This is a genomic window from Azospirillum endophyticum (genome assembly GCF_016595245.1).
In the GTDB taxonomy this organism is placed as follows: Bacteria; Pseudomonadota; Alphaproteobacteria; order Azospirillales; family Azospirillaceae; genus Azospirillum; species Azospirillum endophyticum.
Genome location: NZ_JAENHM010000070.1, coordinates 72,534 through 92,906, shown reverse-complemented (window position 1 = coordinate 92,906; position 20,373 = coordinate 72,534). Strand labels below are relative to the sequence as shown.

At 69.8% G+C, this 20,373-nt stretch carries 15 protein-coding genes; 4 read left to right on the top strand and 11 right to left on the bottom strand.

Translation table 11 applies throughout. The annotated features are described in order from the left end of the window. A partial coding sequence (locus JHL17_RS26275; RefSeq protein WP_200197641.1) for an autotransporter family protein occupies window positions 1-2,477 on the top strand: 2,477 nt, incomplete at its 5' end. Window positions 2,478-2,613: 136 nt separating this feature from the next. Here the strand turns inward: JHL17_RS26275 and JHL17_RS26270 are convergent. The 10 genes from JHL17_RS26270 to JHL17_RS26225 form a co-directional block, all read right to left on the bottom strand. Next, window positions 2,614-4,458, bottom strand: a complete 1,845-nt coding sequence (locus JHL17_RS26270; RefSeq protein ID WP_200197640.1) for a hypothetical protein — start codon at window positions 4,456-4,458, stop codon at window positions 2,614-2,616. A 48-nt stretch (window positions 4,459-4,506) separates the two neighbouring features. After that, window positions 4,507-5,658 carry a protein-glutamate methylesterase/protein-glutamine glutaminase gene (locus JHL17_RS26265; RefSeq protein WP_200197639.1) on the bottom strand — a complete coding sequence of 384 codons (1,152 nt, stop codon included), beginning with the start codon at window positions 5,656-5,658 and terminating at the stop codon, window positions 4,507-4,509. A gap of 3 nt (window positions 5,659-5,661) precedes the next feature. Then, window positions 5,662-6,549 carry a CheR family methyltransferase gene (locus JHL17_RS26260; RefSeq protein ID WP_200197638.1) on the bottom strand — a complete coding sequence of 296 codons (888 nt, stop codon included), beginning with the start codon at window positions 6,547-6,549 and terminating at the stop codon, window positions 5,662-5,664. Then, a complete protein-coding gene (locus JHL17_RS26255) occupies window positions 6,546-7,052 on the bottom strand; it encodes a chemotaxis protein CheW (protein WP_200197637.1) in 507 nt (168 codons plus the stop codon). The genes JHL17_RS26260 and JHL17_RS26255 overlap by 4 nt, the downstream gene beginning before the upstream one ends. Before the next feature lie 87 nt (window positions 7,053-7,139). Further along, on the bottom strand, window positions 7,140-9,383 hold the full coding sequence (locus JHL17_RS26250; RefSeq protein ID WP_200197636.1) for a methyl-accepting chemotaxis protein: 2,244 nt from the start codon (window positions 9,381-9,383) through the stop codon (window positions 7,140-7,142). Window positions 9,384-9,449: 66 nt separating this feature from the next. Continuing rightward, window positions 9,450-9,902: a chemotaxis protein CheW gene (locus tag JHL17_RS26245; RefSeq protein ID WP_200197635.1), complete on the bottom strand. Its 453-nt coding sequence runs from the start codon at window positions 9,900-9,902 to the stop codon at window positions 9,450-9,452. A gap of 59 nt (window positions 9,903-9,961) precedes the next feature. Next, complete coding sequence (locus JHL17_RS26240) at window positions 9,962-11,956, bottom strand: chemotaxis protein CheA (RefSeq protein WP_200197634.1); 1,995 nt, start codon at window positions 11,954-11,956, stop codon at window positions 9,962-9,964. Further along, window positions 11,953-12,321, bottom strand: coding sequence for a response regulator (locus JHL17_RS26235; protein ID WP_200197633.1), 369 nt, complete (start codon window positions 12,319-12,321; stop codon window positions 11,953-11,955). The genes JHL17_RS26240 and JHL17_RS26235 overlap by 4 nt, the downstream gene beginning before the upstream one ends. 4 nt (window positions 12,322-12,325) lie before the next feature. After that, window positions 12,326-12,649, bottom strand: a complete 324-nt coding sequence (locus JHL17_RS26230) for an STAS domain-containing protein (RefSeq protein ID WP_200197632.1) — start codon at window positions 12,647-12,649, stop codon at window positions 12,326-12,328. 212 nt (window positions 12,650-12,861) lie between these two features. Further along, window positions 12,862-14,007, bottom strand: coding sequence for an MFS transporter (locus tag JHL17_RS26225; RefSeq protein WP_200197631.1), 1,146 nt, complete (start codon window positions 14,005-14,007; stop codon window positions 12,862-12,864). Between the two features lie 212 nt (window positions 14,008-14,219). Between JHL17_RS26225 and JHL17_RS26220 the strand changes: the two genes are divergently transcribed. The 3 genes from JHL17_RS26220 to JHL17_RS26210 are packed head-to-tail and all read left to right on the top strand — an operon-like array spanning window position 14,220 to window position 16,368. After that, complete coding sequence (locus JHL17_RS26220; RefSeq protein WP_200197630.1) at window positions 14,220-14,597, top strand: nuclear transport factor 2 family protein; 378 nt, start codon at window positions 14,220-14,222, stop codon at window positions 14,595-14,597. Window positions 14,598-14,626: 29 nt separating this feature from the next. Then, complete coding sequence (locus JHL17_RS26215; RefSeq protein WP_200197629.1) at window positions 14,627-15,457, top strand: alpha/beta fold hydrolase; 831 nt, start codon at window positions 14,627-14,629, stop codon at window positions 15,455-15,457. Window positions 15,458-15,498: 41 nt separating this feature from the next. Next, window positions 15,499-16,368, top strand: a complete 870-nt coding sequence (locus JHL17_RS26210) for a helix-turn-helix domain-containing protein (protein WP_200197628.1) — start codon at window positions 15,499-15,501, stop codon at window positions 16,366-16,368. Window positions 16,369-16,500: 132 nt separating this feature from the next. Here the strand turns inward: JHL17_RS26210 and putA are convergent, their stop codons facing one another. Next, complete coding sequence (gene putA, locus JHL17_RS26205) at window positions 16,501-20,247, bottom strand: trifunctional transcriptional regulator/proline dehydrogenase/L-glutamate gamma-semialdehyde dehydrogenase (RefSeq protein WP_200197627.1); 3,747 nt, start codon at window positions 20,245-20,247, stop codon at window positions 16,501-16,503. Window positions 20,248-20,373 lie beyond the last annotated feature (126 nt).

Sequence of the window (20,373 nt, the reverse complement as noted above, 5' to 3'; positions counted from 1 at the left end):
CTCCCCCTCCTCCTCCCCCTCCCCCTCCTTCGCTGCCACCGCCACCGCCGGTGGTGTCGCCTCCTCCTCCGCCCCTCGTGGTGTCGCCGCCGCCGGTCGTGGTTTCCCCGCCCGTGGTGGTGTCCCCACCGGTCGTCGTGTCGCCGCCCGTCGTGGTATCGCCGCCACCGGTGACCGGCGTGATCGACACCAGCCGGACGAGCTTCACCAACAGCGACGGCGAGGTCCAGGCCACCACCGTCACCTTCGACGGCGGCACGCTGAGGCCGTCGACGCCGCTGACCCTGACCCAGACCGTCGACGTCACCGGCAACAACGGCGTCATCACCCCTGGCGGCAGCTCCGTCATGCTGGCCGGCGCCGTCACCGGCAGCGGCACGCTCACCGTGTCGGAGCCCGGCACGGTCACGGTCGCCGGCAACCTGTCCAACGGCGGCGGCCTCGCCGTCCGGAACGGCGGCAGCCTCGTCGTCGCCAACAGCGGCATCGTCACCGGGCCGCTCAGCATCGGCAACGGGTCGGCCGTCGTCGGCGGCGTGGTCGCCGCCCCGGTCACCCTCACCGGCGGCGGCAGCATGACCGTGGTCGGCGGCGGTGGCGTCGGCGGCACCGTGGCCGTTTCCGGCGGCACGCTGACCGTCGCCCCGAACGGCATCGTCAATGGCGCCGTCACCGTCAGCGACGGCGGCCGCGCCACGGTCGACGGCGCCGTCATGGCCCCGGTCACCGTGCGGAACGCCACCCTCGCGGTCGAAGGCACCGGCAGCACCGGCGCCCTCACGCTCGCCGATGGCGGCACGGCCAGGATCGACGGCACCGCCCGCGGCACCGTCACCGTCGCCGATGGCGCCACGCTGGGTGGCAGCGGCGTCATCCTCGGCGAGACGACCGTGGCCGGCACGCTCTCGCCGGGCAACTCGCCGGGCGTGCTGACGGTCGGCTCGGCCGTGACCCTGACCGGCACAAGCGTCTACCGGGCCGAGATCGATGGCCCTACCGCCGGCATCGGCACCGGCCATCATGACCGCATCATGGTCGAGGGCGCGACCTTCACCGCCGCCGGCACGCTCGCCCCGCTGCTGCGCGGCATCGGCGGCAGCGCCACCAACGGCTATAGCCCGGCCTTGGGCGCGCGCTTCACCGTCGTCACCGCCACGGGCGGCGTGCTGGGCAGCTTCGACAGGCTGACGCAGCCCTCCGACGGGCTGGCGGCCGGTACCCGCTTCGACACCCTATATGGTCCCGACAGCGTCCAGCTGGTGGTGACGCCCAGCCGTTACGCAACGGTCGGGGTCACCGGCAACCAGCGGCGGGCCGCCGCCGCGGTCGATGCCGCGCGGCCAGCCGCCGGCCTGCGGCTGGACGGGGCGTCGGCTCCGCTGTTCAGCGGTCTTTACGGCCTCGGCGCCGGCGGGATCGGCTCGGCGCTCGACCGGCTCTCGGGCAAGCTGCATGCCGACATGCTGGCCGCCGACCGCAGCAACCGCCGCCTGTTCGGCCAAGCGGTGGCCGACCGTCTGGCGGCCTTGCGCGGCGACGGCGCGGCCTTCGGCGACCTGCGCCTCGGCGGCGGCGGCGGCAATGCCGTGGCGATCGGCACCCCAGGGACAGCCCCTTCGGCCGGTCCGGCGACCGGCGGGGTGTGGGGACAGCCGCTGGCGGCCTATGGCCGGGTCGGTGCGGACGGCAACGCCGCCGGGGCGACCGAACGCATCGGCGGCTTCCTGGTGGGAGCCGACCGTTCCTTCGACGGCGGCGTCACGGCGGGCCTGGCGCTGGGCTTCCTGCGCAACCGGGTGTCCTCGCAGAACGGTCTGGGGAAAGGCAAGGCCGACAGCTATCAGGCGACGCTGTACGGCAGCTGGAACCTGATGGGTTACGACGGCCCCTATGTCGAAGGCGCCCTGGGCTACGGCTATGCCCGCTACGATACCCAGCGGGTCGTCGCCTTCGGCGGCTTCGCCCAAGGGGCGACGGCCAAGGCCGGCGGCCACGATTGGTCGGCGGAACTGGCGACGGGGCACCGGATGACGATCGCCGGCGAGACGGCCTGGATCGAGCCGCGGGTCGGGCTGCGCCTCGACCGGCTTACCCGCCGGTCCTTCAGCGAAGAGGGAGGAGCTGCGGCCCAAGGAGCGGCCCTGGGCGTCGACGCTGCGGCCTGGACCAGCATTCGCAGCACCGTCGGCTTGCGCGGCGGCACCCGCCTGGATCTGGGCGGCTGGACGCTGCGCCCGGAAGCCTCGCTGGCCTGGGGGCACGACTTCGCCGACGCAACGGCGACCAGCGGCCACCGGTTGGCCGGGGCGGCCTTCACCGCCGATGCCAGCCGTCCCGGACGCGACGCGGCGCTGTTCGGTGTCGGGGCCAGCGTCGAGCTGGACGATGGGCTCAGCGCCGGTTTGGTCGTGCAGGACGAGCTGCGTACCCGCGCCAACACCGTCTCGGCCCGGGCCGGGTTGAGATGGAAGCTGTGAGGGGGGCGGCTGCGTAGCGGGAGGATGTGGCATCCGGGGCTGGAAGACGCCCCGGATCACCCCCTGGGCCGGCGTGAACCGGGCGATTCAGCGGATCCAAGCGAGCCCGGCCCGGGACGGCACCGGCATGGCGGCCTTACAGGAAGAATTCGTCGATGTCGCCGCCCTGGTCGCCGCCGTCCGGCAGGGACTCGCCGCCGAAGAGATGCGCGTGCGTCGTCCGCTCCCGTTCCGCGGTGTAGAGAGCGGCGAACAGCCGATGCAGATCGTCGGCGATTCCAGGAGCATGGATCTCCCCGATCTTGGAGACCGCCTCGACCTGTTCGACGAAGCGCCGGGTGGACGCCTCCAGCCGCCGCCCGATGGCGAGCCGGTCGATGGTCCCGGTCAGAAGCCTGGACACCTCCCGGCAGTCGCCGCTCAGGACCGACAGCGACCGGGTCTGGTCGGCCTGCAGCCGGTTCAGGAGTTCCATCGAGTTCGTCATCTCTTCCGCCAGTTCGATGGCCGCGCGATGATCGGTGTCCGACCGCCGGTCCAGGGCGTTCGCACGCCGGGTGGCCGACTGGATGGCTTCGGTGATCGCCTTCGACACGTCTTCGGTCCGCCGGCTGCATGCGCGCAACTCCTGCGCCACCACGCCCAGCCCCCGTCCCTCGGTTCCGAGGCGCGTGCATTTCAGCGTCGTGTTCAGTCCCATCAGCCGCATGTCGGTGTCGATGGACCGGATGGCGCGGACATCCCGATCCATGGCATCGAAGCCGTGCGACACCTCGACCACCCGCTCCCTGAGGACGTCGTCGGACCGGCAATAGTGATGCAGCAGGTCCAGGGCGCGGTCGACTTCTCCCGCGACATCGGCGAGAACGGAACCACCGGTGCCCTTGACGGCGGCATTCGCAGGGCCGGGCTCGCCGCGGCTGGAACCGCCGAACAGATCCGCCGCCTCGCGCGTGATGGCGTCGGCGTCCCGGACGAGCGCTTCCAGATTCGCTTTCAGCGACGCCACCTGACCGCCGAAATCGCTGTTCGCCTCCTCGTATTGGCGGATCTGGAGCGCACAGATCGCCGCCGACAGGTCGGTCCGGCGACGGTCGTCAAGCTCCGCGAGCCAGCGCCGGTCCTGCGGCAGCGCCGACGGCCTGGGCGGATGCGTCAGCAGTTCGAGCACATCCAGCGCGGCGGCGATGTGGGACAGCCGCTGGCAGGTGAGGTCGCCGACCTGAAGATCGCTGATGCAGCGGGCGATCCGCTGGCCGACCTCGGCGGCACGGCCGGCGAAGCGGCGGGCGGCCTGCTGCGCGGTGTTGCGGTGGGACGCCAGCGTGTCCAGGCTGCCCTGCAGCCGGCGTCCGACATCGTCCAGCCGCGTCCGGTTGTCGCGCTGGAACAGGGCGGCGCCGCCCTTGGCCGCCGAGATGGCATCCCGCAAGGCGGCAAGATGGGCGATCGCCTGCGTCGTCGCCTCCTCCGCCAGACGGTGGAGCCGGTCGATCTCGCGATTGAAGACGCTGAAGTCGTCGCTGCCAGAGCGGATCTGAACCGATTGGACCTTCGCATTGATCGCCAGGGCGGTGATCTCGCCGATGATCCGGGACAATCCGGCAAGCAGGGCCGCCATGTCGGCGCCCGATGCGTCGAGGCCGGTCAAATCATCCAGCGTTTGCCTGAGGTCGGTGGCCAGCCTGTCGGTCACCTCGCGGACCTTGCCGAGCCGGCTGGACGCAGCGACGCCGTCCTCACTGTCGATCAGGGCGGACAAGGCGAGAAACCGGTCGCCGATCACCGCCATGTGGTCCAGCGTCTGCGACAGGGTCTCGCCGACCGTCAGGAACGCCGCTTCGATCGGCGCCGACGCATCCTGCAGCTCGGCCTTCAGCGACCGGACCAGCCCGGGGCCGGACGGCGGAGCCGCGGTGCCGGCGCGGGCCCCTGAACCGGCGAAGGTCCCGAAGGCGGCCGTGTCGAGAATGCTGTCCATGCCGAAGCCCTTATGCGGTCAGATGTGTCGGGAAGAGAGCAGACCGGGTCAGGACCGGTCGTGCCGCAGGATCTCGCGGGCGATCGAGGAAAGCCCGACCACTTTCCCGACGCCGCCCCGGGCGATCGCCTCCTTGGGCATTCCGAAAACGACGCAGCTCTCTTCGTCCTGCGCCAGGGTGAAGGCGCCGGCGTCCTGCATCTCGCGCATCCCGGTGGCGCCGTCGTCGCCCATGCCGGTCATGATGACGCCGACCGCATTGCCCCCGGCGCAATGCGCCGCCGAGCGAAACAGCACGTCGACCGACGGCCGGTGGCGGGAGACCAGCGGCCCGTCCTTCACCGCCACCAGATAGCGGGCGCCGCTGCGCTGCAGCAGCATATGGCGGTTGCCCGGCGCGATCAGCACCTGTCCGCGCAGCACGGTGTCGCCGTCGCGCGCCTCGCGCACCGTGACCTCGCACAGGCCGTCGAGACGCCGGGCGAAGGCCGCGGTGAAGCTTTCCGGCATGTGCTGGACGACGACGATGCCCGGACTGTCGGCGGGCAGCGCCTCCAGCACCTCGCGCAGGGCTTCGGTGCCGCCGGTCGAGGCGCCGATGCAGACCACGCGCTCGGTCGTGCGCGCCATCGCCCCCCGGCCGGGAGCCGGCATCATGACGTCGGCGCTCAGTTTCGGTTCGGTGACGCGGGGACGTCCGGTCGCCTGTGCGGGGACGGCAGAGCCCGGGCTTGAACTGGGGCTTGAACTGGGGCTTGGACTGGGGCTTGGACTGGGGCTGCGGCGCGGGCGCGGCCGGGCGCGGGCTGCCGCCTTGACCGTGTCGCAGATGCGGACCTGGGCGTCGAGCAGGCTCTGGCGGGTGTCGGTCCGCGGCTTCAGGATGACGTCGACGGCACCGGCTTCGAGCGCCTGCATCAGGGTCTCGCTGCCGCCCTCCACCAGCGAGGAACACATCACCACCGGTATGGGGTGCTGGCTCATCAGCTTGCGCAGGAAGGTGATGCCGTCCATGCGCGGCATCTCGACATCCAGGGTGATGACGTCCGGCGTCTCCTCGGCGATGCGGCGGACGGCGGCATAGGGGTCGGCCGCGGTCCCCATCACCTCGATCCCCGGATCGGAGGACAGGATGTCGGTCAGCGTCCGGCGGACGGTGGCGGAGTCGTCGACGACCAGCACGCGGATCCTGGGGCTCATCGCTCAATTCCGGATGAAGATGGCGGAGCCGGCCTGTTTCAGCGGCAGGTCCATGTTGGTGATGGTCTCGCTGTGGCCGATGAACAGGCAGCCGCCGGGGCGCAGATGGCCGCACAGCTTCTCCAGCACCGTCTTCTGCGTCGTCTTGTCGAAATAGATCAGGATGTTGCGGAAGAAGATCACGTCCATGTCCGTGGCGACCGGATAGGCCGGGTCCATCACGTTGAGGCGGCCGAAGCGGACGGACTGGCGGACCGCCGGCACCAGCCTGACCGTGGCATCCTCCGGGTCGCGCGACCGCATCAGATAGCGGGATGCGAAGGGTTCGGGCACCATCCTGGCCATGTCGGCGGGATAGATCCCCATCCTGGCCGTGGCGAGCGCCTCCGTGCAGATGTCGGTCGCGACGATCTCGTGGCGGATCGGCATGCCGGCGCGCTCCTGCTCCAGCAGCAGCATGGCCACCGTGTAGGGTTCGGCCCCGGTCGAACAGGCGGCGCTCCAGATCTTCAGCGGACGGTCGCGGCCGGGATGATGGGGAAGGCGGGACAAGGCCGGAAGGGCGGTGCCCATCAGGTAGCGGAAATGGTCGATCTCGCGGAAGAAGTCGGTCTTGTTGGTGGTGACGGCGTCGATCAGGCCGACCAGCTCGCCGTCCAGCCCGCCGCCGTCCAGCACATGCCGGCAATAGGCGTTCAGGTCCGGCAAGCCCAGCGTCCGCAGCCGGCGGCGCAGCCGGCCTTCCACCATCGTCCGCTTGGCCGGCGGCATGCGGATGCCGGTTTGGGATTCGATGATGGCGGCCAGCCGATCGAAATCGCGCGGCGACAGGCCGTCCTGCGGGGACCGCGCCGGTTTGGCCAGGGGCCGCGGGTCGTCGACGTCAATCATGACATGGTGTCCGCTACGCCCAGCAGGGCCACGTCGTCGTCGGCGAACAGGCGGGCGATGTCGAAGACGATGACGAAGGTCCCGTTGGACCGGCCGATCGCCTTGATGCAGTCGGACCGCCAGCGCCCTCCCACCTGGGGCGGCGTTTCAAGATCATGACCGTCGAGCGCGGTGACTTCGAAGACCCGGTCGGCGACGACGCCGACGGTCAGCGGGCTCCCCTGGCCCTGCCCCGGCTGCGGCACGTCGAGGACGATGATCCGGGTATTCGCCGTGGGCTGCGCCGCCGGCAGGCCCAGCTTGACCCGCAGATCGACGGTGGGCACCCCCTGTCCCCGCACGTCGATCATGCCGACCAGGAACGGCGGCGCATGCGGCAGGCGGGTGATCGGCTGGAGGTCGAGGATCTCGCGCACGATGCCGACCTCGATGGCGAACACTTCGCGGTCGATGCCGATCGTCACATATTGCGCCGGTTCGCGGGGCGCGGTCGCGCTGGTCATCTGCGGCTTCCGGTTCGGGGGACAGGGGCTGCCGTCAAGGATGCACTCCGGGGGCGGCACCGGCCGCGCCGCCCCCGGCCGGTGCGATCAGTGTGCGGTGTAGCGGGCATCCAGCTCGTCGGGGCCGTTGCCGCCTTCGAGCGCGATCTTCACCCCGCGGTCCCGGCCGTTCGGCTTCACCGACCCCTTGTGCGGCACGGTGATGACGGCGGGGTGGCGACGGGCGGCGGATGCCTGCGCCGGCCGCGCCATAGCCACTTGGGATGCAGGCTGGGGGGACGCCTGGGAGGACGGGGTCCGGGCGATGGCGCCGCGGACGGCGGCCTTCTCCTCCACCGTGAAGTAGGAGATCGTCTCCTGCAGCTGGGTCGCCATCGAGGACAGCTCCTCCGACGTCGCCGCCATCTGTTCCGAGGCGCTGGAGTTCTGCTGCGTCACCTTGTCGAGCTGCTGGATCGCCTGGTTGATCTGCTCGGCGCCGATGTCCTGCTCGCGGCAGGCGGCGCTGATCTCCTCGACCAGCTCGGCGGTCTTGCGGATGTCGGGCACCAGCCGGCCCAGCATCTGTCCGGCCTCCTGGGCGATCTTGGTCGATTCCGCCGACAGCGAGCTGATTTCCGCCGCCGCCCCCTGGCTGCGCTCGGCCAGCTTGCGCACCTCGGAAGCGACGACGGCGAAGCCGCGGCCATGCTCGCCGGCCCGCGCCGCCTCCACCGCGGCGTTCAGCGCCAAGAGGTCGGTCTGGCGGGCGATCTCCTGGACGATGCTGATCTTTTCGGCGATGGTCTGCATCGCCTGCACCGCCTTGTTGACCGCCTCGCCCGAGGCCTGGGCGTCCTTGGACGACTGGCGGGCGATCTTCTCCGTCTGGGTGGCGTTCTCGGCGTTCTGCTTGATGTTGGCGGCCATCTCCTCCATCGAGGCCGACGCCTCCTCGGCGGCGGACGCCTGTTCGGTGGAGCCCTGCGACAGCTCCTCGGAGCTGGCCGACAGCTGCTGGCTGCCCGCCGCCACGTTGTCGGAGGCGGACAAGGCGTCGGTCACGACGCCGCGCAGCTTCTCCAGCATGGTTTCCAGCGCCATGCCCAGCATGTCCTTGTCGGACAGCGGACGGGCCTGGACGGTCAGGTTGCCGCGGGAAATCTCCTCGGCCACATCCGCCGTCGCCCGCAGGTTGGCGGTCATGCTGTTGAGCGCCGTCACCAGATCCTTGATCTCGTCGTCGCTCGACACCTCCACCTTCCGGCCGAGGTCGCCGATCGCCACCGCGTCGGCCAGCCCGACCGCCTTGCCGAGGCCGCGGGCGATGGAGATCGCGATGTAGGCGCCGGCGGCGATGGCGACCAGCAGGGCGAGGGCAACGGCCGAGAGGGTGATCATGCGGATCTGGGCATAGGTCGCCTCGGCGGCCTGCTTGTCCGCCGCCATGCCCTTTTCGGCGTCGGCGACCAGCTCGTTGGCGGCTTGGCTAAGCTTGGAGGCCGCGGCGCGGACTTCGCCGACGGAGAGCGCCAGCGCCTTGACTTCGGTGTTCTTCAAGGCCAGGGCGACGGCATCGCTGGTGATGCGCTCGTAAGCGCGATAACGGTCGATGAAGCTGTTGAACGCCCGGACGTCCTCATCGGCCGTCAGGCGGCCGCGGATGGCATCCTGCTGCTGGGAAATGTTCTTCAGCAGATCGGGCAACGGCTTGAGAACCGCGGCCGTGGCCGCGTCATCGGGAACCAGCAAGGAATTCCTGACGATGATGCGCGCGTTGGCCCAGTCCGTCGTCATGCGCCGGACCAGATGGGCGATGGCGACCTGTTCCGCCGTCGCCTGGGACCCGTTCTCCGCGCGATCGAGCAAAGGCCGCAGGGCCTCCTGCGCCGTGGCGACCGAGTCGTTGCCGATGCCGGTCAGGAGTTCGGCGCCCTTGGAATTGGAGTGGATGCGACCGATCGAGCGGACCTTGTCCTGGGCGCTGGTGAATTCCGTCATCAGCGCTTCGATCTGCGCCGCCTTGCGGTTGCCTTCGGCATCGGCGACCCGCCGGTACTGCTCCAGGATCCCCTTGAAATCCTCCCGGCGGGCCAGCATCCCCTTGTCGAAGCGGTCCATGTCCTCTTCGCTGTTCGACAGCAGGAAGTTCTTTTCCTCGCGCTGGAGCAGAAAGACCGTGGTCGGCATCTGCCGGGCGATGTTGATCCGCTGGGCGGAGACGCTGACCAGCTGTTCGATCTTCTCGTTCAAATCCGACAGGCCGTTCAGGGCGATGCCGGCGGTGGCGGCGGACAGCAGGATGACCGTGCCGAATGCCGCGACGATTTTGGCTTTGATGGAGATGCGCATGGTCGTTCCTTGCTGGTACGGCGCGCCCTGTCGGCTGAAAGGGGCATGTTTCCGTTGGCCGGAATGTCAGTGGGTCGTGAAGATGCGGACGATGTCCGGAATGACGATGAAGTCGTCGCCGCGCTTGCCGATCCCCTTGATCAGGTCGGGGTTCCAGCGCATGCCGATGTCCGGGGTGTCCTCGATCGAGGCGCCGGCGATGCTGGTCACCTCATGGACCTTGTCGGCCAGCAGCCCGACCACCGTCGGCTCGTCGTCCAGCAGGATTTCGACGACGACGATACGGGTGTCGATGGTCGGCGGCGTGCAGTCCATGCCGAAGCGGATCCGCAGGTCGGCGAGCGGCACCACCTTGCCGCGCACGTTGATCAGACGGCCGACCAGCGGCGGCGCGCCGGGAACCTCGGTCTGGGGAACGACGTCCAGGATCTCGTGGACCGAATTGGCGTCGATGGCGAAGATCTCGCCGCCCAGTCCCAGGGTCAGCGCTTCGAAGGATCGGGTGTCGGTAACGGCCATGCCTGCCCCCTGAAATCAATCTCTTGAACGAATGCCGACGCAAGGGCCGAAGACGGGGGTCAAGAGGCTTCGCGCCGCTGGTCCTGGACCTGTCCGGCGGCGACGATCTGGGCGATGTCGAGGATCAGGGCCACCGATCCGTCGCCCAGGATGGTGGCACCGGAGAAGCTGGCGACGTCGGCGTGCAGTTTCGACATCGACTTGATGACGGTCTGGTGGTCGCCCAGCACCTGGTCCACCACCAGACCGACCCGCCGGTCGCCGGAGGAAATGATGACGATCTTCTGGTAGAGGTCGGGGGGGTGGCGAACGCCGAAGCTGTCGCGAAGCCGCAGGAACGGCACCAGCGCGCCGCGTATGTTGAGGAAATTGCGCCCGGCATGGCGGCGCTCGACGTCCGGCGGCAGTTCCACGCATTCCTCGACGGCGAACAGCGGGATGACGTAGCGCCCCTGCCCGACCCGGACCAGCAGGCCATCGATGATCGCCAGCGTCAGCGGCAGGCCGAGCGTGATCTCGGTGCCGCCGCCGGGCGTGCTGGACACCTCGATGGTGCCGCGCAGCCCATCGATGGTGCGCTTGACCACATCCATGCCGATGCCGCGCCCCGAGACGCTGGTCAACGCCCGCGCCGTCGAAAAGCCGGGATGGAAGATCAGCTGGAACAGCTCGGCGTCCGACAGCTTGGCGCCGGGCGGGATCAGTTCCTGCTCCTCGGCCTTCGCCCGGATGCGGTCGCGGTCCAGCCCCCGCCCGTCGTCGCGGATGGTCATCAGCACGCGGGTTCCCGCATGGCGCGCCGACAGATGGATGCGTCCCTGCGGCGGCTTGCCCGCCGCGACCCGGTCGGCCGCCGGCTCCAGCCCATGGTCCAGGCTGTTGCGGATGATGTGGACGAGCGGGTCGTTCAGCCGCTCGATCATCGTCTTGTCCAGCTCGGTCTCCTCGCCGGACATCGTCAGCGCCACGTCCTTGCCGAGTTCCTGCGACAGATCGCGCACCAGCCGGCGGAACCGGCCGAACAGCGATTCCACCGGCACCATGCGGATCCCCATGGTGATGTCGCGCAACCCGTTGGACAGCCGCTCGATCTCCTCGGTGACGGACTTGATCTGCAGATCGACGCTGTCGGAAACGAGCTGTTTCAGCCGGGCGTGGGCGATCACCAGTTCGCCGACCTGGTCCATCAGGTCGTCGAGCCGCTCCGCCGGCACGCGGATCGAGTTGGCCGCCGGCTGCGCCTTCGCCTTCTCGGGGCCGGCCTCCGCCTTCGGCGCGGCCGGCTCGCGCGGAACCGGGGCCGGGGCCGGCAGGTCGGCCGTCATCACCGGCCCCTGTTCCGCCTCCCGTTCCGGCACCGGCACCGGCACCGGCTCGATGGTCAGCTCGGTCTCGTCGATCACGAAGATGAACACGTCTTCGATGGTCGACCGCGGGTGGGTGGTGGTGAGGATGACCTCCCACGCAACGTGGCAGAGGGTCGGCTCCAGCTCCTCCAGCGGCGGAATGTCGCCGGTCAGCGCGACGACCCCGGCGTCCCCCAATTCGCGCAATTCGTCGAGCAGCAGCAGCGGGTTGGTTCCACGCTCGAGCGCATCGGGGGCGAGCCGGAAACGGACACGCCAGCTCGCCCGGCCGTCGGCATCGTCGAGGTCCTGGCGAAGGGATGCGGACATCGCGGCGCCGTCGCTCTGCTCCGCCAGCCGGGCCAGGATGCCGGCACCGGCCGCGGCGTCGGCACCGGCCGGATCGTCGATCAGGACGCGGATATGGTCCTTGGCGGCAAGGGCGATACCGATCATCGCCGGCGTGGCGGCCAATTCGCCCTTGCGCATCCGGTCGAAGGCGCTTTCCAGATGGTGGGTGAAGCTCGCCGCGGCTTCGAACCCGAACATCGAGCCGGAGCCCTTGATCGTGTGCAGGGCGCGGAAGGCGGTGTCGAGCGGCTCACGGTCGGCGGGGCGCTGTTCCAGGTGAAGCAGCGCGGTTTCGAGGGCGGCCAGCAGTTCCGCCGCCTCTTCGCGGAAGATCTGGCTGGGGTCGGCCCCGGTCATGTGCCGATGATCTTTCGGACGAGGTTCAGCAGCTGGTCCTGCTGGAACGGCTTGACGATCCAGGCGGTGGCGCCGGCCGTCTTCGCTTCGGCCTTCTTGCCGGCATCGGATTCGGTGGTCAGGAAGACGATCGGAACGCCGCGATAGGTCGACAGGGTCCGCAATTCGCGGATCAGCGTCAAACCGTCCATGTTCGGCATGTTCAGGTCGGTCAGCACCATGTCGAAGGCGGTGCCCTTCGCCTTGGCCAGCGCCTCGCGCCCATCGGCGGCCTCCACCACCTGATAACCGGCAGTCGACAGGGTCAGCTTGACCATCTGGCGCATGCTGGCGGAATCATCGACGGCTAGTACGGTCTTTGCCATAGTATCAAGGCTCCCCGATCCAGAATTCCTGCCCATCGCACGCCGATCCGACCTTGCCGACGAAGCCGCCCCGCTCCAGGACATCCCGCAGAGCCGCGGGAACGGGCTGCTTGATGTGCAGATCGATGCCTCGTCCCGCAGCGCTCGTTCCGGCCGCCAGAAGAAGCTGGACGAAGCAGACCGATGCGTCGGTGACCCCGCTGCAATCCACCTCGATCCGCTTGGCGGCATTCAGCGAATCCCGAAGCCGGTCACGCGTTTCTTCGAGCGCGGCCAGGGTCATCGGACCCGAGCAGGCAATGACGGCCGTTTCGCGGAAAGCAGCCATTCGATTTCACCGAATTCAGACTTCGCCGTAGGAGGGCGAGGGAATTCGTTCTAGCTGATAACCAATGGCATATGAAATTCGGGTAAGCCCGCATAGCGGTGATAAGATTACGTTAAATCCGATATTTGCGTAATTTAATTATTATATTTTTGGTAACTTATGGTCGCGCTTGCGGGTTGATCAGGATGCCGCCATGGCCTCCTGCCGGAGGCTCACCGCCGCCGGATCAGCCGGGCCGAGGCGAAGCCCAGCCCGGCGGTCAGCAGGCCGACGCCGAGGAACAGCGGCGCGAAGCCGGTATGGGTCGAGATGTAGCCGTAGAGCACCGGCCCGATGCCCTGCCCGATGAAGAAGCTCGACGCGAACAGGGCCAGCGCCGAGCCGCGGGCGGTCGGCGCCAGTTCTGTCGCCTGGGTCTGCATGGTGTTGTGCAGCATGTAGAAGCCGAAGCCGGCGACCAGGAAGGCGAGGCTGACCACCGGCCAGGGCACCGGGAAGGCGATGACAAGATAGGCCAGCCCGGCCGCCAGCCCGCCCGCCTTCATCATGCCCCACTGGCCGAGCGAGGCGATCAGCCGCCGCACCACCGCGCTGTAGAAGACGCCGCCGATGGCGAAGGCGGCGATGGTCAGCCCGGCCTGGAAGGCGCCGGCCGCGCCATGCTCGATCAGCACCGGCGCCACGAAGGGGAAGACGCCGAAGATCAGCAGCCCTTCCGCCGCCACCGTGGCGAAGACGAACAGGGACGCCGGGTTGGTCAGCACGGTGGCATAGCGCCGCTGCGCCTCCGCCACCGACAGGGGGGAGCGCGTCTCCACCTCGCGCGCCAAGCCGATCAGCGCCGCAGCGCAGATCAGCGCGGTCAGGCCGGTGGACAGGCCGAACACCACGCGCCAGCCGAAGGCTTCGGCCAGCGCGCCCGACACGGCGGAGCCCGACATCTGGCCGAGGATCACCGCCAGCAGGAAGCGGCTGATGGCGATCTGCCGCTCCTCGTAGGGCACCCGGTCGCCGATCAGCGCCATGGAGGCCGGGATGATGCCGCCGGCGAAGGCGCCGGCCAGGATGCGCCCGGCCATCACCGTGCCGTAGGTCGGGGCGATGGTGGACAGCGCCAGCCCGACGGTCAGCACCGCCAGCGCCAGCCGGACCAGCCGAGACTTGCCGATGGCGTCGCCGACCGGTCCCAGCACGATCTGCATCAGCGCATAGGGCAGCGTGTAGGCCGAGGCCAGCAGCGCCGCCTGCCGCACCGTCACTTCCAGATCGTCGGCGATCAGCGTCAGCATCGGATCGGTGGTGCGCAGGGAAAAGGCGCTGGCGAAGCCGGCGAGGCCGAGCAGGAAGATGAGACGCATGGAGGATCCGGACGGTGACGGCGGCGGCGACGGTTCAGGACCTTAACCGCTCCCGGTGTGCCCGTACCGCGATGCGGCGGTGATGGCTGTCATGCGCATGGCGCGGGGGCGTTCGTGTGTGGAATTACCTGCGACGTAATCGATTCCGGTCTCCCGATCGCGCGATCCTGGATTCGCCGGGACAGTCCGGCGGACGGCAAAGGGACCCCATGATGACCGATACGACCCATTCCCCCACCGCGATCGCCGATCTCTACATCGCCACCTGGAACGAAGCCGACCCGCAGCGCCGCCGCGCGCTGATCGCGCAGGGCTGGAGCGAGGACGCCAGCTATCTCGACCCGCTGGCGGCGGTGCACGGCCATGATGGGCTGGATGCCCTGATCGACGCCGTGCAACGGCAGTTTCCCGGGCTGTGCTTCAGCCTGCGGGGCGCGGTGGACGGGTATGGCGACAGGCTGCGCTTCTCCTGGGCGCTGGGGGCGGAGGGCGGCGAACTGGTCGCCCACGGCACCGACTTCGCCCTGATGGCGTCGGATGGACGGCTGCGCAGCGTCACCGGCTTCCTCGACCGGATGCCGACGGTTTGACCTTCGACGTCCTTGCAGGGAGACCGATCATGGGCTTCATCCACACCGACGACGGGGTGCGCCTCTTCTATCGCGACTGGGGCAACCGGGAGGGCGCCCGGCCCATCGTCTTCGTGTCGAGCTGGTCGCTGACCTCCGACGCCTGGGCCTACCAGATGGTGCCGCTGTCCGAACAGGGATGCCGCTGCATCGCCTTCGACCGCCGCGGGCACGGCAAGTCGGACGACTCGCCGTCCGGCTACGGCTTCGACCGGCTGGCCGACGATATCGCCGCATTGCTGGACGGCCTGGATTTGCAGGACGTGACGCTGGTCGGCCATTCGATGGCGACCGGGGAGATCGTCCGCTACCTGACCCGGCACGGGGCCGGGCGGGTCGGCTCCGGGCGGGTCAAGGGCGTGGTGATGGTGGGAACCATCACGCCGCTGATGGCGCGGACCGACGACAACCCTGACGGCGTCGATCCGGCGCTGTTCGAGGCCTTCCGGACGGAGCAATTGCTGCGCGACTTCCCGAAATGGCTCGGCGACAACATCGATCCCTTCGTGACCGCGGAGACCTCGGCGGAGACGAAGGGCTGGATCACTGCGATGGCGCTGCAATCCTCGCTGCTGGCCCTGCTGGAGTGCAACCGCGCCATCACCGCGGCCGACTTCCGGGCGGAGCTGCCGGCCATCGCCGTGCCGACCCTGGTCGTCCATGGCGACCGCGACGTGACCACACCGCTGTCGCTTGCCGAGCGCACGGTGGCGCTGATGCCGAACGCCGCGCTGTCGCTCTACGAAGGGGCGCCGCACGGCCTGTTCATCACCCACCGCGAGCGCTTCAACGCGGAACTGCTGGCCTTCGCCCGCAGCTGACGGCAAGCATGGTCGCCGATATCGGTTCGGAGCCAAGTCCCATGCCCCCTGGCACTCCCCAGACCACGGCCCGCAACGGCAGGACTCCGGCCGGACCGCCGGTCGGCGCCCTGCTGCGGTCCTGGCGTCAGCGCCGCGGCCTCAGCCAGCTCGATCTCGCCTGCGAGGCGGACATTTCGTCCCGGCATGTCAGCTTCCTGGAGACCGGCCGGTCGCAGCCCAGCCGCGCCATGCTGATCCATCTGGCCGAACGGCTGGACGTGCCGCTGCGCGAGCGCAACGCCCTGCTGGTCGCCGCTGGCTTCGCGCCGGTCTACAGCGAGCACGGTTTGGACAGCCCGGCGATGGAGGCGGCACGCAAGGCGGTGGATCTGGTGCTGACGGGGCATGAGCCGTTCCCGGCCCTGGCCGTGGACCGGCATTGGCAGCTGCTGGCGGCGAACCGGGCGGTGGCGCCGCTGCTCCAGGGGGTTTCGGCGGAGCTGCTGAGCCCGCCGGTCAATGTCCTGCGCCTCAGCCTGCATCCCGACGGGCTGGCCGGCCGCATCGGCAACTGGACGCAGTGGCGGGAACATGTGCTGTCCCGCCTGAGCCGCCAGATCGAGGCGAGCGCCGATCCGGTGCTGGCGGCGCTGTACCGCGAATTGCAGGACTACCCGGCGCCACCCGGCGCTTCGGATGATGATGGCGGCGAGGCCGGGCATCATCCCGATGTGGTCGTGCCGCTGCGCCTGCACACGTCGTCCGGCCTGCTGAGCCTGTTCAGCACGACGACCGTCTTCGGGACCGCGGTGGACGTCACCCTGTCGGAACTGGCGATCGAGGCGTTCTTTCCGGCGGATGCCGAAACGGCGGACCGGCTGCGCCGAATGCTTGCTGAAATCCCCTCTCCCCCCCGGGGAGAGGGTTAGGGTGAGGGGGACGCATGGGGATAATTTTCAAGAATCGCCCAGTTTTCGTTCCCCATTATTTCCACGCGATGCATCCCCCTCACCCCGACCCTCTCCCCGGGGGGGAGAGGGGGATTTCCACCCCTCCCGCTCTCAGCTCATCGCCACCAGGCTGGCGTTGCCGCCGGCGGCGGTGGTGTTGGTGCTGACCGAACGCTCGTTCATCAGCCAGGCGATCTCCACGCCCGTGCCGCCGGCCGGCACGCCCTGGGTCAGGACGAGCGGGCCGGGCAGTTCGGCGATGCGGCGGTTGGCGGCGAGCAGGCGCGCGGCGTCGCCCTCCACCAGCGCGCCGGCCAGGCCACCGAAGGACTGCCAGTTCGCACTCACCCGGATACGGGACTCAAGCTCAGCCGGAAGCCCCTTCAGGCCGGCGGTGACGGCGCCGTCGCCATCGACCACCACCTCGTTGCCGGTGGCGAGCGCGGCACCCAGCAGACGGTACAAGCCCTCCTCCGTCTGCGGCAGCAGCAGGATGCGGCCGCGCGGGACCAGGCTGTAGACGTTGAGCTCGCCGACCGGGCCGGCCAGCTCGACACTGCCGCCGACGGGAGAGCGCTTCGCCAGCGTGCGGACCTCGGTGGCGATCTCCGCCTTGCCCTGCTCCGCCAGCCAGTCGGCAAGCGCCCGGGCCGGCGCCCGCTCGGCATCGCCGCCGCGCATGCCCGGCTCCAGGGCCGGACGGACGGACAACAGGCGCGACAGGTAGAGCGGCCCGCCGGCCTTCGGGCCGGTGCCGGACAGGCCGTGGCCGCCGAAGGGCTGGACGCCGACCACCGCGCCGATGGTGTTGCGGTTGACATACAGGTTGCCGGCCTCGATCCGCCCGGTCACCCGGTCGATGGTGGCGTCGATGCGGGTGTGCAGGCCGAAGGTCAGGCCGTAGCCGGTGCCGTTGATCGCGTCGACCAGCCGGTCCAGATCGTCGCGGCGGAAGCGCAGGACATGCAGGACCGGGCCGAACACCTCGCGCTCCAGCTCGGCGATGCTGCCGATCTCGATGATGGTCGGCGCAACGAAGGTGCCGTTGGCGGTCTCGGCAGGCAGCGGCAGCGACTCGATCCGGCAGCCCTTGGCGCGCATCGCCTCGATGTGACGGGCGATGCCGTCGCGCGCCTCCGCGGTGATGACCGGGCCGACATCCACCGCCAGCCGGTCGGGGCTGCCGATGCGCAGCTCGCGCATCGCCCCCTTCAGCATGGTCAGCGTGCGGTCGGCGACATCCTCCTGCAGGCAGAGGATGCGCAGGGCCGAGCAGCGCTGGCCGGCGCTGTCGAAGGCCGACGCGACGACGTCGCCCACCACCTGCTCGGCCAAGGCCGAGCTGTCGACGATCATGGCGTTCTGGCCGCCGGTCTCGGCGATCAGCGGGATCGGCGTCCCGTCCGGCGCCAAGCGCCCGGCAAGCTGGCGCTGGATCAGCCGCGCCACCTCGGTCGAACCGGTGAACATCACCGCCCGCGTGGCCTCATGGCCGACCAACGCCGCACCGACCTCGCCGGCGCCGGGCAGAAGCTGGACCGCGCCGGCCGGCACGCCCGCTTCATGGAGGATGCGCACGGCCTCAGCCGCGATCAGCGGGGTTTCCTCGGCCGGCTTGGCCAGGACCGGGTTGCCGGCGGCCAGCGCCGCGGCGACCTGGCCCGAGAAGATGGCGAGCGGGAAGTTCCACGGGCTGATGCAGACCACCGGCCCCAGCGGAAGATGGCTGTCGTTGGCGAAGCCGTCCCGGACCCGCGCGCCGTAATAGCGCAGGAAGTCGATGGCCTCGCGCACCTCGGCGATGGCGTTGGTGGTCGACTTCCCCGCCTCGCGGATGATCAGGCCCAGCAGGGTCGGCAGGCGCGCCTGCATGGCGTCGGCGGCGCGGAACAGGCAGGCGGCACGCTCGGCCGGCGGGGTCGCCGCCCAGACCGGAGCGGCGGCCCCGGCGAACAGGAAGGCGTCGGCGATGTCGGCCGGCCGGGCCTCGACGCAATGGCCGACGAGGTCGCGGTGGTCGGCCGGGTTCAGAACCGGCTGAGCCTTACCGGGACGTTCGCCATCCGCCAGCAGCGGGGCGGCGGTCCAGGCGACGGTGGCGCTGGCGCGCAGCGCGCCGGACAGCTCGGCCAGGACCGTCTCGTTCGACAGGTCGAGGCCGGCCGAGTTCGCCCGCTCCGCGCCGTAGAGATCCTTGGGCAGGGCGATCAGCGGGTTCTTTTCGCCCACCGGCAGGGCGGCGCGAGCCTGCTCCACCGGATCGGCGACCAGATCGTCGATCGACACGCTCTTGTCGGCGATGCGGTTGACGAAGGAGCTGTTGGCGCCGTTCTCCAGCAGGCGGCGGACCAGATAGGCCAGCAGCGTCTCATGCGTGCCGACCGGGGCGTAGACGCGGCAGGGCCGCTTGAGCGGACCGACCACCTCCTTGTAGAGCGGCTCGCCCATGCCGTGCAGGCACTGGAACTCGTACTGGCCGACCTTGAACGCGCCGTTCAGATGGGCGGCCATCTCGTAGATGGTCGCCAGAGTCTGGGCGTTGTGGGTGGCGAATTGCGGGAACACCGCGTCGGGGGCACCCAGCAGCCGGCGGGCGCAGGCGACATAGGAGACGTCGGTGTGCAGCTTGCGGGTGTAGACCGGAAAATCCTCCAGCCCGTCGACCTGGGCCCGCTTGATCTCGCTGTCCCAGTAGGCGCCCTTGACCAGCCGGACCATCAGCCGGTGGCCGCTGCGCCGGGCGAGGTCGACGACGAAGTCGATGACGTAGGGGCAGCGCTTGCCATAGGCCTGGACGACGAAGCCGATGCCGTCCCAGCCCGTCAGATCCGGGTCGAAGCACAGCGATTCCAGCAGGTCGAGCGACAGCTCCAGCCGGTCGGCCTCCTCGGCGTCGATGTTCAGGCCGATGCCGTAGCGGCGGGCCAGCCGGGCCAGCTCGGTGACGCGCGGCAGCAGCTCCGCCATCACGCGGTCCGCTTGGGCGCGGGAATAGCGCGGATGCAGGGCCGACAGCTTGATCGAGATGCCGGGACCGTCATAGATGCCGCGCCCGGCCGACGCCTTGCCGATGGCGTGGATCGCCGTCTCGTAGTCGGCGTAGTAGCGGTCGGCGTCGGCGGCGGTGGTCGCCGCCTCTCCCAGCATGTCGTAGGAATAGCGGAAGCCCTCCGCCTCCATCTTGCGGCTGTTGGACAGCGCCTCGTCGATGGTCTGGCCGGTGACGAACTGCTCGCCCATCATCCGCATGGCGAAATCGACGCCGCGGCGGATCAGCGGCTCGCCGCCGCGCAGGATCAGCTTGGTCAGCGCCGAGGACAGCGCCTGTTCGCCGCCGAAGCCGGTGCCGCCCAGCACACCGGTGACCTTGCCGGTGACCAGCAGCCCCCAGGTCGCGGCGTTGACAAACAGCGACGGGCTGTTGCCGAGATGGGCGCGCCAGTCGCCGCCGGCGATCTTGTCGCGGATCAGCGCATCGCGGGTGGCGCGGTCGGGAATGCGCAGCAGCGCCTCCGCCAGGCACATCAGCGCCACGCCCTCCTGGCTCGACAGGCTGTATTCGTGGATCAACCCCTCCACCCCGCGCCCCTGCGGCTTGGCGCGCAGCGCCGCGATCAGCGTGCGGGCGGTACCGGCCGCCGCCGCGGTCACCTCTGCCGGCAGCGTCGCCTGCTCCACCAGCCAAGCCACGCAGTCCGGTTCCGGCCGGCGATAGGCGGCGGTGATCGCCTGGCGCAGCGGGCTGGCCGGACGAAGGACGGGGGCGAAGGCGGCGAAAGGACCGGTCCCGCCGGTCGCCGCGTTGGACAAGGACGGCTCGGTGGCGGGGGCGACGCTCGGGTCGATCATCTGGTTCATGGCGTGGCTGGCTCTGGTCGGAGGGCAGGAACGGCGCCTGACCGGCGGGCTGAGGAGGCCGGTCCGATGCCTGTCAGGCTAACCGATTTTCCAGAGTCCTTTCCAACTGGTAATTTCGCCATTTTG